Source organism: Acinetobacter lwoffii, assembly GCF_024129855.1.
GTDB classification, from domain to species: domain Bacteria; phylum Pseudomonadota; class Gammaproteobacteria; order Pseudomonadales; family Moraxellaceae; genus Acinetobacter; species Acinetobacter lwoffii_L.
In genome coordinates this window covers 27,219-43,213 of sequence record NZ_JAMXXC010000015.1, presented here as the reverse complement: position 1 = coordinate 43,213, position 15,995 = coordinate 27,219, and the positions used below count along the sequence as shown (strand labels likewise).

At 41.4% G+C, this 15,995-nt stretch carries 17 protein-coding genes; 5 read left to right on the top strand and 12 right to left on the bottom strand.

Going from position 1 to position 15,995, the window contains the following annotated elements; translation table 11 throughout:
• Positions 1-27 precede the first annotated feature (27 nt).
• The 3 genes from NI465_RS11480 to NI465_RS11470 form a co-directional block, all read right to left on the bottom strand.
• Complete coding sequence (locus NI465_RS11480; protein ID WP_253145377.1) at positions 28-663, bottom strand: SOS response-associated peptidase; 636 nt, start codon at positions 661-663, stop codon at positions 28-30.
• Positions 664-884: 221 nt separating this feature from the next.
• Positions 885-2,099 (bottom strand): alpha/beta fold hydrolase, encoded by a 1,215-nt coding sequence (locus NI465_RS11475; protein ID WP_435575059.1) that lies wholly within the window; start codon positions 2,097-2,099, stop codon positions 885-887.
• Positions 2,100-2,258: 159 nt separating this feature from the next.
• Entirely contained in the window at positions 2,259-3,398 is a 1,140-nt protein-coding gene (locus NI465_RS11470) for a catalase family protein (protein ID WP_253145374.1), read from the bottom strand.
• Between the two features lie 378 nt (positions 3,399-3,776).
• Between NI465_RS11470 and NI465_RS11465 the strand changes: the two genes are divergently transcribed.
• Positions 3,777-4,943, top strand: coding sequence for an MFS transporter (locus tag NI465_RS11465; protein ID WP_004280192.1), 1,167 nt, complete (start codon positions 3,777-3,779; stop codon positions 4,941-4,943).
• A 16-nt stretch (positions 4,944-4,959) separates the two neighbouring features.
• Here NI465_RS11465 and NI465_RS11460 read toward each other — a convergent pair whose 3' ends face one another.
• Together NI465_RS11460 and NI465_RS11455 are read right to left on the bottom strand one after the other, a co-directional pair.
• Positions 4,960-6,450 carry an amidase gene (locus tag NI465_RS11460; protein WP_005107122.1) on the bottom strand — a complete coding sequence of 497 codons (1,491 nt, stop codon included), beginning with the start codon at positions 6,448-6,450 and terminating at the stop codon, positions 4,960-4,962.
• 46 nt (positions 6,451-6,496) lie between these two features.
• Positions 6,497-7,927 (bottom strand): sensor domain-containing diguanylate cyclase, encoded by a 1,431-nt coding sequence (locus tag NI465_RS11455; RefSeq protein ID WP_253145373.1) that lies wholly within the window; start codon positions 7,925-7,927, stop codon positions 6,497-6,499.
• A 314-nt stretch (positions 7,928-8,241) separates the two neighbouring features.
• On the opposite strand from NI465_RS11455, the gene NI465_RS11450 reads away from it, so the two are divergent.
• Entirely contained in the window at positions 8,242-8,685 is a 444-nt protein-coding gene (locus NI465_RS11450) for a hypothetical protein (protein WP_005100815.1), read from the top strand.
• A 55-nt stretch (positions 8,686-8,740) separates the two neighbouring features.
• Here the strand turns inward: NI465_RS11450 and accC are convergent, their stop codons facing one another.
• The 3 genes from accC to aroQ are packed head-to-tail and all read right to left on the bottom strand — an operon-like array spanning position 8,741 to position 11,012.
• Positions 8,741-10,105, bottom strand: coding sequence for an acetyl-CoA carboxylase biotin carboxylase subunit (accC, locus tag NI465_RS11445; protein ID WP_004646808.1), 1,365 nt, complete (start codon positions 10,103-10,105; stop codon positions 8,741-8,743).
• 18 nt (positions 10,106-10,123) lie between these two features.
• Positions 10,124-10,540 (bottom strand): acetyl-CoA carboxylase biotin carboxyl carrier protein, encoded by a 417-nt coding sequence (gene accB / locus NI465_RS11440; protein ID WP_005107117.1) that lies wholly within the window; start codon positions 10,538-10,540, stop codon positions 10,124-10,126.
• Between the two features lie 16 nt (positions 10,541-10,556).
• On the bottom strand, positions 10,557-11,012 hold the full coding sequence (aroQ, locus tag NI465_RS11435; protein WP_253145372.1) for a type II 3-dehydroquinate dehydratase: 456 nt from the start codon (positions 11,010-11,012) through the stop codon (positions 10,557-10,559).
• 958 nt (positions 11,013-11,970) lie between these two features.
• On the opposite strand from aroQ, the gene ybaK reads away from it, so the two are divergent.
• The 3 genes from ybaK to NI465_RS11420 all read left to right on the top strand — a co-directional run bounded on the left by ybaK (position 11,971) and on the right by NI465_RS11420 (position 14,436).
• Positions 11,971-12,438 (top strand): Cys-tRNA(Pro) deacylase, encoded by a 468-nt coding sequence (gene ybaK / locus NI465_RS11430; RefSeq protein WP_253145371.1) that lies wholly within the window; start codon positions 11,971-11,973, stop codon positions 12,436-12,438.
• Between the two features lie 193 nt (positions 12,439-12,631).
• Positions 12,632-13,885, top strand: coding sequence for a YncE family protein (locus NI465_RS11425; RefSeq protein ID WP_253145370.1), 1,254 nt, complete (start codon positions 12,632-12,634; stop codon positions 13,883-13,885).
• Positions 13,886-13,953: 68 nt separating this feature from the next.
• A complete protein-coding gene (locus NI465_RS11420; RefSeq protein WP_184413201.1) occupies positions 13,954-14,436 on the top strand; it encodes a hypothetical protein in 483 nt (160 codons plus the stop codon).
• 146 nt (positions 14,437-14,582) lie between these two features.
• Here the strand turns inward: NI465_RS11420 and NI465_RS11415 are convergent, their stop codons facing one another.
• From NI465_RS11415 to tusD, 4 genes are read right to left on the bottom strand one after another with little or no spacing between them, the layout of a single operon-like run.
• Positions 14,583-14,894, bottom strand: a complete 312-nt coding sequence (locus NI465_RS11415; RefSeq protein WP_004280207.1) for a TusE/DsrC/DsvC family sulfur relay protein — start codon at positions 14,892-14,894, stop codon at positions 14,583-14,585.
• Between the two features lie 14 nt (positions 14,895-14,908).
• A complete protein-coding gene (locus tag NI465_RS11410; RefSeq protein ID WP_004646886.1) occupies positions 14,909-15,193 on the bottom strand; it encodes a DsrH/TusB family sulfur metabolism protein in 285 nt (94 codons plus the stop codon).
• 17 nt (positions 15,194-15,210) lie between these two features.
• Positions 15,211-15,561 (bottom strand): hypothetical protein, encoded by a 351-nt coding sequence (locus tag NI465_RS11405; protein ID WP_004280210.1) that lies wholly within the window; start codon positions 15,559-15,561, stop codon positions 15,211-15,213.
• A gap of 44 nt (positions 15,562-15,605) precedes the next feature.
• Positions 15,606-15,974 carry a sulfurtransferase complex subunit TusD gene (gene tusD / locus NI465_RS11400; RefSeq protein WP_004280211.1) on the bottom strand — a complete coding sequence of 123 codons (369 nt, stop codon included), beginning with the start codon at positions 15,972-15,974 and terminating at the stop codon, positions 15,606-15,608.
• Between the last annotated feature and the right edge of the window lie 21 nt (positions 15,975-15,995).

Sequence of the window (15,995 nt, the reverse complement as noted above, 5' to 3'; positions counted from 1 at the left end):
CGAAGCCCTAACTTGGTTTAGGGCTTTTTAATTTCCCAATAAGCGTTGATCTCTAGGCTTTGCAATAAATTCATCTTTCATTTCAAAGAAAAATTCATGGGCTTGTTCATGATCGCAGTGCAACCAGTCATGTCGTGATTTTTCCGGAATCACAATGATCGAGCGTTTTTCGTCATTCGGATCATGAAACTGTTTCATAAAGGGATGTTGATCTGAATTTATGGTTAGCATCGAAAATGATCTGATTTTCTCACCATCAATGTGTGCGTCATCATAAATTGCCGCTACGGTAAAAGGATTGCCATCTTCACGTGAAATACCAAACCAGTGCGGTTTACCGTCTATATATTTAGGTTCATAGAAGGTATCGACCGGTACTAAAGCAAACTGGTTGTTTTTCCAGGCATGTCGAAAACTCGGTTTAGATGCGACTGTTTCAGTCCGTGCATTATAGGTATGCCGGCCATATTTTAGTTCTTTCGCCCAGACTGGAATCAGTCCGAAACGTGCGATATCCAGCTCAAATTCGTCAGCACCGCGCATAATGATTGGGGCTGGCGCTAAAGGATAAACATGCGGTTTCATGCCCAGTTCGAGTTGCTCTTCATGAATATCTAATAAGGAAAGACGTTTTTTTGAGGGGAATTCATAGTTTGAGCACATAAATAACCTCTTTCATTCTAATTATTATCTGCTAAAGAATTAAGGTATAAAAATGATGGGCTCAAAACAATTCGAAATCGTAAATGTAGTTTTAACACAAAGTAAGAATACGGATGAATATCAGTTTATCCTCTTTTATAGAATAGTGCTCATTTAAAGGACTATTCTATAAATATGAAGATATTTGAGTTTTTAATGATTAAATGCAAAAGCTCGCCGGGTTATTTTGTAGGGCAGGTGCTCAAAGCTTTTCCTTGTTCAACTGAATGGATAAAGTTTCCAATCAGAAATTCACTCTGTCTTAAGGAATCACGATGATCTCCATTTTTGACTAGATGGAAGGCGATAGATTTCTGCTTTGTACATACCTGCTGGTAGTAAGCATAAGTACTACGATAATCGACCAGTTGATCTTTCTCACCTTGTACCAGCAGAACCGGCACAGTCGGTATCATATTCTCAATAGACTGTTCTTTTAGATAATTGGTCAAAGGTGCCAGATTTACATTTGATTTAAAGACAGTCTTAGGTGCTTGTTTTAGGTCAGATTGTAATTCTGACAAACAGCGACTGCGTGCATGATTAAGAATTTCTCCCATTTCTGGGCTAACCAAATTTGCTGGAGCAAGCATCGGCTCTGCAGCTTCTGCTCCTAAAAGCACAATTGGAAAAAATGCGGTGACATCAGTCGTGATTTGCGAATTGCTAGCAACATATTCAGCGATTCCTTCATATTGGTAACCGCCTGGCGCCAGTGCAATTGCCCCGCGAAGATCAAATTCAGGCGCATCTTTTTGACCGGACGCTGCAACTTTAAGAGATGCTGCACCTCCTTGACTATGACCCATAACATACCAATTTTTACTAAAGTTATAAGGCTTTAAATGGTGGATCGCTCGTACCGCATCAACGACAGTATGTAACTGGCTTCGCGCATTCATATAAGGATGACCGCCCGGAGTGCCTAAACCTTGATAATCAGGTGCAACGACTGCATAGCCGCGAGCGAGCCAGGCATTCAATGCCTTAGCTGCGATTTGTTGATAGACATGGACTGGCCCACCCATATAATCGCCAGAGGGTGCACATGTATCAGCAACGCCAGTTGTACCATGCGCCCAAGCCAGAACAGGCCATCCATCTTTAGGGACTTTGCCTTTAGGTAACAGGATATAGCCTGAAGTGACGATGGGCTCGGATTTTGTGCCACGACTGCGATAATTAATTAAGAAACGTTGTGAGGCATTCGTAAACAGATCAGTATCTTGTTCTTGTATAGATAATATTGTACCCGGTATTTTTTCCGAAATATGAGATGCTTGGATTTTGCTGTTATCGGGAAGTGGAGGAGAGGCTATTGCATATGTTGAACCTAAACATAAACAGCTCATGATCAATTTAATAATAGGAGGTTTAATTTTCATCACTGAAACCATTTTCCTTTTTATAATGTCATTTTTAATGTAACAGCTTTATTTATGTTTCTAAATTAACTCTGCACAAAGTTTGTAAACTAAAGCTTTTAAGTTAAGGCGAATGAGCAGTACAACTGGTTATTTTAGTCTAGCTGATAGCTTCATATAAGCACTTATATTTTAATGTGGTTCTGATCTGTGAGTAGAATTCAAATCATGTCTAAGCTGACTAATACGATCATAAATCACTTTTCGCATTCTGTTTATTACTCCTAGAGGTTTGTGCTCTGGTAGTGTATGCCATGGTGTAAAAGAGAGGTTTTCACAAAACTTGTTTTGTTCAGGCGTATCAAAAACTTGTTGAGGAATCCGGATAGTGGCTACCTTGTAAAAAGGTGCCTCACTTTCTTGCCATTCAGTCATGGAATCTTCGACCGACATGGTGTTTGATGTTCTAGGCTGTACCAGAAACTCCATACATGCTTCACTTTTTTGCAAATGTTTGCGCAATTTTTCTCTTAGAAAATTATGATGCGGAGCATGTGGAAGAGGATCTGTCACTGTCGAACATGCTTGAGCTGAATACTTTATAGCTTGACGATCAGTGCCTATTCCTAATTGATAGGGCACCATAGACCAATATCTAGTTTGCAAAGGATTAGAAATTTTATTTCTCGTATTTAAGGCAATCCAGGTTCCTTTAGCTCCTAATGCAAAAGGAATATGCAGTTTATTGAAAAATCTATCGCTATTTATATCTTGCATAAATGACATATATCTGACTGGATCATTCACAAAAAAGACAGGATGATTGATCATAATGAAATCTTGAGTAGAGGTTTCATCATCTAAAAGCTTTTCTCCCGGTACAGCCAGAAGTTTTATCGCCATGCCACGGGCATCTTTTTTAATATCTGCTTGTTGGGCATCTTTAGAACCATTAGAGAAACGAATCCAGGCTTGATATGTTTTTCCAGGAAGAAAAACACCTTGAGCCAAGTTTTTGGGAAGAGCTTCATCTACTTTGAATTCTGCACGTACACAACCGTGTGCTTTGGGATGGGCATCACGTAGCGCGATACCTGTGGAATACTCTTTCCGAATCGATAGCTCAATTATATCTGCGATTTTTTCAGTTATGTTTGCTTCATCAGGATAAAGACTTTCACTTAAATGATGATCTATATTGGGGTGAATATTATCTTTCGGAGAGTTAGATGCTATAGGGGAAGCGTTAGCATATGCCGCACTACAAATACTTATTGCCATTAAAGGGAGGAAGACTAGACCCGAGCATATAGGTCTTATAAAGTTAGGCATTGATTTTCTCCTTGCTATAAAGCTAGAGTTGATTTTAATTTTTTAGCCTATGATCTGAAAATTCTTTGGACATACTTTAGCCATAAATTAATGATAATGTCTGTGTAATTATTGATCTCCAGATTTAAAGTTCATCCAGCTCCTTTCTAAAAATGTTTCCACTCTTTATCGTGTGCTCAATATAGAAGCCGATTTATATTCTTACTTTAATTTAACTCAACACAGAATTTTTACTTTAGCAAAATTTATCCATAAACTTATGAAAATTTATTTTTAGACTAATGCAAGATGCTCGTAGCAAAATCAAGAGTCGTCGAATACAGTGCTATAGAAATTTATTGAGTTTAACATTTTGAAAATATTAGGATATATAAATCAATGCCAGTTCTAGCAATCCAGCATAGACTCAGTGGATTTTACTTTTTTTACTATGCGATTGTTGGGGCGTTCATGCCTTTTTGGAGTCTGTATCTTGAAGATCAAGGCTTCAATTATCAGGAAATCGGCATTTTATCTTCTATTGCGATTGTTACCCGATTCTTTGCGCCGTTGATCTGGGGTTGGATTGCAGACAAATCCGGTAAACGTATGTTGCTGGTGCGTATTGCCACCTGGATGGAAGCCTGTATCTGGTTCATGATTTTTATTATTCCCAATAGCTTTCAGTCCGTAGCTTTACTGATGCTGATTTTCAGTTTCTTTCAGAATGCTATTTTGGCACAGTTTGAAGGCGTGACTTTGTTTTGGCTCGGGGAAAAAAGAGCAGAACTCTATGGCAAAGTACGAAAATGGGGATCTGTCGGTTTTATTATTGGTGTATTCGGCTTGGGCGCCGTCTTTGAAATTATGAGCATCAGTATGTTGCCAGTGTTGTTGCTGTGTATTTCATTTCTGGCCTTTCTCTGGTCATTTACCATTAAAGAGCCCACGATGGCGCCTACCGCCCAGAAACAGCTCGAACCCTTATGGCCGATATTTAAACGCCCAGTGGTATATAGTTTTTTCCTGATTGAATTGATTCTGCTATTTTCACACGCGCCGTTTTATAGTTTTTATAGCAATTATCTCAGTCAGGCGGGATTTAGCACCAGCCAGATTGGGCTGCTCTGGTCAGTCGGGGTCATTGCGGAAATCATCATGTTTGCCTATGCGACGTTCTTTCTGACACGCTGGTCATGGCGCCATCTGGTCACGTTATGCTTATTGATGACCGGATTAAGATGGTTCATCGTCGGGGTCTTTCCTGCTTCATTCATGGCACAGTTTTTTGCTCAAACGATTCACGCTTTAAGTTTTGGTTTATTTCATATGATTGCGATGCGAGTGATTTTCCAGAATTTTTCTGCAGGGCAGCAAGGACGTGGGCAAGCGCTCTACAGCACCATGTGGGGCGTTGGCGTGGCGAGTGGCAGTATTCTGGCTGGGCATTATTGGGATCAAGTCGGCGGCACATCTATTTTTATCGCTGCTGCAGTATCGACTTTGCTTGGCTTGTTACTGATTTTCGGATTGCCAAATAAAGTCGAACTGCAAAAACAGGCTTGAAAATATCATCTCAGTATTAAATACGGATTTTGGCGTATTGCCCAAACCACGGTTGTGCCTGTTCCAATTGGGCTGCCAGTTGTAATAGCAGATCCTCACGGGCAAACGGTGCAATAAACTGTGAACCGAGCGGCAGGTTTTGTTCATTCCAGTACAGTGGTACAGACATCGCTGGGAGTCCGGTAATATTGGCCAACTGGGTAAAAGGCACCCATTTTAGATTTTCTTTCACAATCTGGTTTACTAGTTTCCCTTGCGCCAGTAAATGCGCTTTATTCAGTTTCAATAAACCTTTAAGAATCGGTTTCTGCCAGTTTGGTGTTTTGACCTCACCATTTTTCGGCGCCACTGTCGCCGTTGCAGGCGTTAGATAGAGGTCATAATTATCAAAGAAATGATTCATCTGGGTCACATACTGGCCCCAGTTATTCAGGTTCTGGATATAATCAATCGCGCTGGTTTTGGCCCCAAAAGCCGCCAGTGCTAAAGAGTCCAATTCAAAATCATTTGTTTTAGACGGATAGCCTTTCTGGATTTCATCCAGCATAAATGAAAATTGGCTAAACCAGGTGGTAATAAAATCCTTGGCCAGTTGCATGCCATCAATGGCTGGGCGGTCTTCGACCACCTCATGGCCCAAAGATTCTAGCAATTTGGCTGTTTTTTCAATGGCTTTAATGGCATCCTGGGAAACAGGTGTGCCAATCGTAGAATAAGTGCTAAACGCAATTTTCAGTTTTTTTGGCGGTTGCTGAATCACATCCAGATAATGATGCTGTGGACGCTGAATCTTAAACAGTGAACTATGATCTTCACCATGGGTGGCATCCAGCATTGCAGCACTATCCCGTACCGTTTTGGTCAGTACATGCTGAATCGCGGCGCCATGCATGGCTTCACTCATTTGTGGTCCCCAAGGCGTGCGGCCACGACTCGGTTTCAGGCCAAACAGGCCGCAATAGGAAGCGGGGATACGTATCGAGCCGCCACCATCACCAGCACCCGCAATTGGTACAATTCCGGCAGCCACGGCAGAAGCGGAACCACCGGACGAGCCGCCGCTATTATGCTGTAAATTCCACGGATTTTTACAGCTGCCCCAAGCATCTGGTTCAGTAATACCTTTAATCCCAAATTCAGGGGTATTGGTACGTCCAAAAGTCACAATCCCGGCTTTTTCCCAGCGATTGACAATCTCGGCATTGGTCTCGGCAATATAACCGATCCGTTTTAAGCCCTGACAGCCATAAGAAGTTGGATAACCGGCATATTCCTGAAACAGGTCTTTAACCAGAAAAGGCACACCGGCAAAAGGTCCGGACAGATTTTGCTGGCTCCGTTTCAATGCATGCTCATGCATCGGAATAATAATTGCATTTAGCTCGGGATTGGCAATTGAGCTACGCTCTAGTGCAGCAGATAAAAGTTCACTTGAATGTACTTGTTTATTGGCGACCAGATCAGCCAGTCCTAAACCGTCATATTGCAGATATTCTTCAAATTTCATTGCCATTCCCTAGTGTTGCTGCTTCAAGGTTGTAGATCATTTAGGCTCAAGATGCAAGCACCACCTGATTTCGCCCACGATGTTTGGCCTGATACAAGGCTTGATCTGCAATATTGATCAGGTTTTGCAGGTCTTGGGCCTGCGGTTCATTTTGATGAGTGATGCCCACACTCACGGTAATATACAGGGGCGAGCCATCTGATTGATAAATCGGGGTTTTTTCCACCAGATCACGAATCCGTTCTGCAATAAGACGTGCTTCTGATGGTTCGGTATTCCAGAGTAACAGCACAAATTCTTCCCCACCAATTCGTGCAAACAGATCTTCAGCACGTAAATTATTACGTACAATCTGCGCAAAGTGTTGCAGGACTTTATCACCGACATGATGGCCAAAATCATCGTTCAGACGTTTGAAATGATCAATATCCAGCATGATGACCGAAAATTCCATTCTGTTGGCATATTGCAGTAAATATTCACCTTTCTGAAAGAAAAAATGACGGTTCATGGTGCGGGTCAGACTGTCATGATTGGCCAGATAGAGAACCCGTTTAAACAGCTCATTGCGGTTTTGACTAATAATACAAAGAATAAGCGGCGATAAGGCCAGCATAAACAGCCCGATCCGGAGCGAAATATAAATCGTAGAATCTGCCAAGGTGTCATGCGTTGTGGCATAAAACCGCGTCAGGCTGTAATAGGTCAGGATAATCACAAAAGCGTTGATCATGGTCATGGTAAACAGGCGATAGGTCAACGCAGCCCAGATCAGTGCAGCCAGAGGGTAGAGCATTGCACCCGGGCCTGCAAAAATATTGGTAATGATGACACAGGCCACGACTGAAGATGCAGGTAAAAAATAGCTGAAGTAATTACGTTTTTGACGACGGTTTTTAAATAAGTACTGCATGTCTTTTATTCTTGGGAATGCCAAGATTAAAGGAAGAAACACAATATAATTCACCATTTCACCGGTCCACCACAGACCAAAATCAATCCATAAATTTTCTTTGGTCATGAATGAATTGGGTAGATTGGGCAAGGTGATAACTGCAAAAGCCGCACTGGCCAGGCAGCCTGCAAAAGCGAAGATGCCAAATAAATGAACGAAGGTATAACCGGTATTATAGTATTTGTAATTAATCTTGAAATATCGAATAAAAAATATCGAGACAATAGTACTGATCAGATTAGACAGGGTAAGAAACAGGCTTTGTAATAGGCTGTTCCCGGTGACCAGATCTGCAAACATAAAAGCACTGAATGCACCGAGCCAACCTCCCATATTATTTAAATGTGGAAAGCGTAAGAACAGGGCTAACAAGGCAGCATTGGCCGGCCACAATAAGGCCAGGTACTCAATCGGTCTGGTTGCGATCCCAATAAAACAACAGACTAAAACAGCGAAAACAATGACAAAATAAGCATAGGTTTCATGATTTAATTGTTGTTCTGTTATTCGAGCTAATTGCAAATTTAAAATCCTATTCAAATTTTTAAGTGTGAATGATCACTTTGTTCAGCAACTAAGTTTGACCCAAAATATAATTTTATTGTTTGATTAATCTGTTATTAATACGAACTATTAAGATTCTTATATACGAAATATATACAAAAAAAGTCAGAAAGGAAATCCATCTTTTTAAACAATGTGATAAATAATTTCTGACTCTGTATTGAAATTGCGTTAGAGCGGGACACGATCCCAAAAAATATGATAATTTAGAATCAATTGTTAACAAGATGCCGGTAAATATGAAAAAAATATGTCTTAGCCTTATCTTACTCATGAGCTCACCTTGGCTAATGGCGACAGAAAATAAAAAACCAGCAAATGCTCCTGCTAAAGCTGCTGAAATCCCAAATACATTTACTGTGAAAACCCGTCCGGAAATTGTCGGATTGTGGGGAATGGAAATCCCGAATAATAAAAAATGTATCGAATATTATAATTTTAAAGGCAATAATAATGTGGTGATTAAAAGTGGCGATGAGTGGACGTCAGGGCTGTATGACTATCAGCCGGCACAGGATCCTTCGCAGCAGATTCCAGCGCTGATTCTGCAAGTAAAATATGACAATAATGAAAAAGACTGTTCAGGCAATCAGGTGGATCAGTCTGGTGAAATTTCGCAATATTTTGTGAAATGGCAAAACCCTTATACCATTAACTTCTGCGCCAATGAAAAAGCCGAACAATGTTTTGCTGTGCTCAGACGCGTATTGCCTTAAATTGCAAACAATAAAAAAACCGCTGAATGACAGCGGTTTTTTTATAAGCTTGGTTTTAAGCTTTGTCTTCAGCACCTTCAAGCTGCTTTAACAAATGCTTCTCTAGGTAATGAATATCCATTGCCTGTTTGCAGAAGTTTTTATCCTGAAGGATTAAATCTTTATGCAAAGGAATATTGGTTTTAACGCCAGTCAAAATCATTTCTTCCAAAGCATTTCTCATTCGAGAAATAGACGTCTCACGATCCTTACCATGCGAAATCAGTTTGGCAATCATCGAATCATAATACGGTGGAATGCTGTAGCCTGGATAAACATGCGAATCTAAACGGATACCTGCGCCGCCTGGTGCATAGAAGTTGTCAATCTTGCCTGGTGAAGGCAGGAAGGTCGATGGATCTTCTGCGTTAATACGGCATTCAATCGCATGTCCTAAAACCTTGACGTCTTCTTGCTGAATATCGAGACCTAAGCCGCCAGCAATACGCAATTGCTGTTCGATAATATCGATCCCCGTGACCATTTCAGTCACCGGATGCTCAACCTGAACACGCGTATTCATTTCAATGAAGAAGAACTCATCATCTTCAAACAGGAATTCGAATGTACCTGCACCACGATATTGCATCAGCTTACATGCATTCACACAGGCTTCTAGAATATCAGCACGTGCTTGCTCTGGTAAGTTCGGTGCTGGCGCTTCTTCCAGTACTTTTTGATGGCGACGCTGTAGTGAACAATCACGATCATACAGATGAATCGCATGGCCATTACCATCAGCCAGTACTTGCACTTCGACATGACGTGGCTTTTGCAGGAAACGTTCCATATAGACCGTATCATCACCAAACCACATTTCCGCATCACGCTGTGCAGCCTGAACAGATTCAAGCAGGGTATCGACATTTTCTACGATACGCATACCACGACCACCACCACCAGAAGCAGCTTTTACAATCAGTGGAAAACCGATCTCTTTCGCTTCAGCCATGGCATTGTGAATCGTTACGGCATGGTCGCAGCCTGGTACTGTTGGTACACCAGCTTTTTTCATGGCAATAATGGCAGAAACCTTGTTCCCCATTAAACGGATATGTTCCGGACGTGGACCAATAAAGATAAAACCAGAATTTTCTACGATTTCGGCAAATTCTGCATTTTCAGCGAGGAATCCATAACCAGGATGGATTGCATCTGCGCCGGTAATTTCAGCAGCTGTAATAATCGCAGGAATATTCAGGTAGCTGTCACTGCTTGCACCAGGGCCGATACATACTGCTTCATCACAGAAACGTAAATGCATCAGGTCCTTGTCTGCGTCAGAATAGACACCTACAGTTTTGATCCCTAAAGTTCTGCAAGCACGGGTGATGCGTAACGCAATTTCACCACGGTTTGCAATTAAAACTTTTTGCAACATTATAAATCCCCGGGGTGATTAAGCGCGGTAGCGGAAAAGTGGTTGACCGAATTGAATCACTTCACCATTTTTCACCAGAATTTCTTCAATCACACCGCTTTGAGTTGCTTCTATCGGGTTCATGATTTTCATTGCTTCGATAATACCGAGCGTATCGCCTGCAGAAACGGTCTGGCCAACTTTAACAAAGGTCGGCTCACCTGGGCTTGGTGCTGCATAGAACACGCCGACCATTGGTGAAGTTTCAACAGCACCGCGAGGAGATTTTGCTGCTGGCGCTTCGGCTGCTGGTGCAGGCATCGCAGGAACAGCTGCTGCAACCACTGGATTACGACGAGTTAATGCAATCGATTGATCGCCTTCTTTAACTTCGATCGCCTGTAAGTCAGATTCAATCATCAAGTCGATGAGTTTCTTGATTTTACGGATATCCATGAGACAGTATTCCTAATTAAGATTGTGTAGAAGGTTGTATTTTTTCAATGATATAGTCGAGGGCAGCAGCATAGCCTTTTGCACCTAGACCACAGATCACGCCGATGGCTTTATCGGACAAGTATGAATGATGTCGGAATGCCTCACGTGCATGCACATTAGACAGATGGACTTCAATGAAAGGAATGGCAACGCCAAGGAGGGCATCGCGAACAGCAACAGAGGTATGGGTCAATGCTGCTGGATTAATAATGATATATTGAATGCCGTCTTGCTGCGCTTGATGAATTCGGTCAACAATGGCACCTTCCCAGTTGCTCTGGAAAGTATCGAGTTGTAAGGTAGCTTGTTGAGCCTGAGCAATCAGCTGCTGGTTAATATCGTCAAGACTAAGGTGACCATAAACTTCCGGTTCGCGCCTCCCAAGCAAGTTTAAATTCGGTCCATGAATAACCAAAATGGTCGAACTCATCCAGCATGCTCCAATTAAAAAGTATCGGGGTTTGTTTGCAAGATGTCTGCAAACTCTGCTTATTATTGCATGATTTTCTACATTACTATTTATAATTTCTTTGAATTAACGTAGAAAGCATATAGCAAACAGTGGCGCTATAATGAAAACTTTGCAGAGATTTGGCAATGTTAAAAAATTACAATTCGCTGGGTATTCAGATTATTTTCATTGTAAACCCAATTGGCAAAAACAGTTAATATCCTTTATGTAACTGTATCTTCATGTTAACGCTAAATTCTTCCTTTTAGTGATATTTTTAGTTTTGAACAAGAGTTGTCTGGCTGATTTTACTGCAATGTTCGACTTCTATAGCATAGAAAACTCTTTACATTCTGACTTTAGAGTTGTGCTGATTATCCTCTTTATCTATAAGCTATCGATCGATTCTCAAAATATGATGAAATTTAAAAAAATAAGATAAGACAATATGTTAATGATATTTTTTCTTATTTTACTTGGATTTTTCTGAGCCTATTCTTCTAATAGATTGGAATGAGTTACATCATTTTCAATTCAAGTATTCATGACAGACACTGTATAAGAATGTATTTTCTCTACCTGAGATAAGGGTTGAATCTCAGCAGGTTTAAGATAAAACCCTTGGACTATATGCCTCGTATTTATAGACGCATGAAGTGACGAATGTGTTCATCTTCAAGTCTTCTACATAGTGAAGCTATTAAGCGCTTAACGCTTGGATAGTGGCAAAAACGCATACATTTGATGCAATTTTGCGCATCATCATCTTTGCAGAAAAGTTTAAAAGTATTGAAGAGCGTAACGATTCAACCCAATAGGTCCTTATTGAAGCGGAATACGGGCTTAAAGCAAAATTTCTCTAAACTCACCGCATCTAAATTAACTTCTTGAGCTAATCTTTATATAATCATGCGATTCATCTCAAACCAGACCTTCTATGACACCTGCATGCAAACTATTAAAAGCCAATAAAATCGAATACAGCATTCACGAATATGAACATGATGCCAATGCCAAAAGTTTCGGGCTAGAAGCTGCTGAAAAATTAGGGCTTTCGGTGGAAGAAGTCTTTAAAACTTTATTGGTTACGGATGATAAACAGTATTTTGTTGCCATATTGCCAGTACATCATCAACTCAATCTGAAAAAAGTAGCGCAGGCCGTAGGATGCAAAAAACTCCAGATGGCAGATCCTAAACATGCAGAACGCTTGACCGGCTATCTGGTCGGCGGAATCAGTCCCATTGGTCAAAAGAAACGGTTAAAAACGGTGATTGATGCCAGTGCAGAAAAGTTGGATAAGATCTATGTCAGTGGCGGTAAAAGAGGCTTGGATATCGGACTGAAGCCGGCTGATCTTGCCAAAGTGCTCAATGCACAGTTTGTCGATGTATTGGATACATAAAATCACAGCAAGATGTTCTTTTAAATTCAGAGGATATAGAACGATAAATTTAAATGAGCTATATATTTTTTGGTCGGAAATAACAGTAAATCATCTTATGCATTTGTATATTAGATAAGTTAAAACACAGCCTGACTGTGTGCACAACAAGGAATGAAAACAAAAATATAAATTATTATGCGGAGCATAATGGATGAAAATTCAAAATAAAAAATGGCCACGGTTCTGTCTGACATTATCTGCGATGGCGATGTTATCTGCGTTGCCGAGTGTACAGGCCGCTTCTGCACCTTCAGCTGCACCCGCCAATTCACAGCATGTTTTCTTTGTCGGAAATAACTGGGATGGCACGGTAACCGTGATTCGTCCATCGGGTGATTTTGGCAAGATTGGCGTTATTAACATGATTCCTGACCGGAAAGAGCGCCTTAAAGAAATCCACCTGAATCCAATCAAACTGATTGCTTATACTTACATTCAGGCTACAGCTGGTGAAGGCAATGACCAGCTGGTGGATGATATGTACTCGACACCAGATGGACAGTCAGTCGTTGCATCACGACCAAGTTTCGCTGATGTGGTATCAATTAATATTAAAACCGGCAAGATTAACTGGCGGACGTCAGTCGAAGGTTTCCGTGCCGACCATATGGCGGTATCACCAGATGGACAACGGGTTGCTGTTTCTGCATCTTCAGGGAATGTGGTGCATGTACTGGATATCCATACCGGTAAAGAGTTGGGCCGTTTCAGCACTGGCGATAAACCGCATGAAAACATTTACTTCGATGGCGGCAACAAGATCCTGAACTCTGCCATCGGCAATGTTGAAACCTCGATGGATGCACAGTGGCAAGACTTTAATAAAGGTAAGCGTTTTATCACTATCGCAGATGCCAATACGCATCAGGTGCTAAGAAAAATTGACTTCAGACCTGCACTGGATGCATTTGGTCGTAAAGATTTATCCAACTCAGTACGACCAATTGTATTTAGTAAGGATGAAACCAAACTGTATGCCCAGGTTTCATTTTTTAATGGGCTGATTGAGTACGATCTGAATCAGAACAAGATTAGCCGGATCGGACAGCTGCCTGGCAGTGACAGTATTCCGAAAGACCGGACAAAATGGGTGAATGATTCGCGTCATCATGGCCTATCAATCAGTGCTGATGGTGAAAAGCTCTGTGTCGCCGGTACCATGGATAACTATGCTACGATTGTAGATCGCAAAACACTGACAGCCGGGAAACTGATTTCTGCAGGTAAACCTTATTGGGCAACGCGAAGCCCGGATGGTCGTAGCTGTGTAATTTCAGAAAGTGAAACAGATGTAGTCACAGTGATTGATTTTGCCACAGGCAATAAAGTGCTGAGTGTACCGGTAGGAAATCATCCACAACGCGTCCGGATTGGATATGCACCAGCAGACTGGTCAACGCCGTAGTCAATCGTCGATGAGCGAAAAAGACAGCTTTTTGATAAAGGCTGTCTTCTTTAGCTGAGGACATAAAAATGAATGATAAAACAATTCTGTTCTATGTAATGCTCGGATTGCTATTGTTTGGGACTTTAGCCGGTATTGGCTATCAGGTACGACAAGAAATCTATCGGACGAATTTTACTGATCAGACCCATTCTGATCCGGTCCTGCCAGTTGAAAAATCGGCAAGCTATATATCTGTTAACTCTCCTGAGAATAGTCAAACTACGAAGAAGAAACAGAACGATACGGTTGCAAAGCAAAGCGAATTATCAAAGCAACAAGAACAGTTATATCTGGACTTTACTCAGATCATTAACGCTTTAAGTGAGGGACAACGACCAAATCCTCAACAAGTCAGTTTGTTGATCAGTCAGCAGCAAAAACTGGTAGAGGCCCAACTGGTGAGCAAGGCCGAAGCGAAAGCACAAATTGAGTTTCTGATTAAAGTTCTGCCTGAAATGGATCATGAATTGCATCGGGCGTTGCGAGTATTAGAACAAACTCGAACTTGACGAATTAGATCCAGCTGTATCTTTCATTATTCTCAGTCTGAAAATTGCTCTCATAAAAAAAAGCCCAAAAAATGATCTGGGCCTTTAAATACACACTATAGAAAGCTAAGTATCTTTATAAACAATTTGCAGGCTTGGGTACACCTTTATAAACAATTTGCAGGCTTGGGTACACCAGCCAAACGGCTTAAGTGACGGGCCACCAGACCAGTATTAAACTTTTCTTGAAGCATGGCATTATTGATATCGGCACTGACAGTTTTCATTAAAAATTTAATCAGTGGTCGTGTTGCTGGTGAATGACCAAACTGCTGATAGAACTGACGTACCGCTTGCAGAATTTCAAAATGCCAAGGAGTTAAGCTCAGTTCCAGACTATCGGCCAGCACTTGAGCGACTTCTTCATTCCAGATGGTATAGTCAACCAGATGGCCATCTTGATCCAATTCTAAATTCATATCTAACTCATTTATTATTTCATTGAAATGCAGCGATTAAACTCGAGGCAAAGATCTGCAAAATCCGCATAATTCAAAAGCTTTATCTGATCAGGCAAAGGCTGTACTAATAACTCCGCATCATTTTTCAGTATGTGAATTTTCGGCAAGCTTTGAAGAAATGAATGCTCTAGCAGCAAAACCGCTTCACCCATCAGCACGACCTGATCACCCATTGTATAAGTTTGAGCCAGTTGCTCTAGGATCTGCGCTGTTGCCGAATAGCTGGATTGGATCAGATAAAGTGTGTGATTTGACATTTTTATATCCTTGTTCCTTACCAATACATCACATGATCAAAGCTTTGAATAAATTCAGAATTAAGCTCAATAAATTCGATTTCTTGTTCGCTCTGTGCCACAAATGAGGAATGCTGGTTTTTTTTCTCAATCAGAATCGGAGTGAGATCATAAAACTCGAAACTGTCGACCATATTTGATGCCAGTTTGAATGCATGATGCACCTGGTCAAATTGCAGGTCTGAATGCAGCAAACTGAGGGCAGCACTTTGTAGCAGGACTTTAACTTCTGCGCCAAAAGTTGCCAGGACCATCGTAGCCGATAGGCTTTCATGCACCTGCAGACTGGTCAGATTGGCTTGGGTTAATATAACAAGTACAGATTTCACACAAGATTCCTTGGAAAAGCAACACATTCTAAAAAATGAAACATCTAGAATTGAATGAGACGTTGTGAGGACTGAACAGCATCGGCAAGTTCACCTAAACCGACCAATTCAAAGGCATCTGCCAGATTATGCTGCTGAATATTGTGACGTCGAGCATTGTCCAGATCTGTAATTCCACGTGCCAATGCTGCACTTACACAGACCGGGAGGCGAATCTGTAGCGCTTGCCATGCATGTGTAAGATGACGTTGATCGTCGGGTACCCATTGCAGTGCATTTGCGACCGATACGCCGTCCTGATAGAAGAATACACGGAATGCTTCCTGTTTATCTTGCAAGGCCTGAGCCAAACCCAGGGCATGCCAGGCATAAATGGAAGTCGGTGCGGAGGTAACAAGAATTAAGGTGCTCATCGAAATTCACTACAGGCTTGA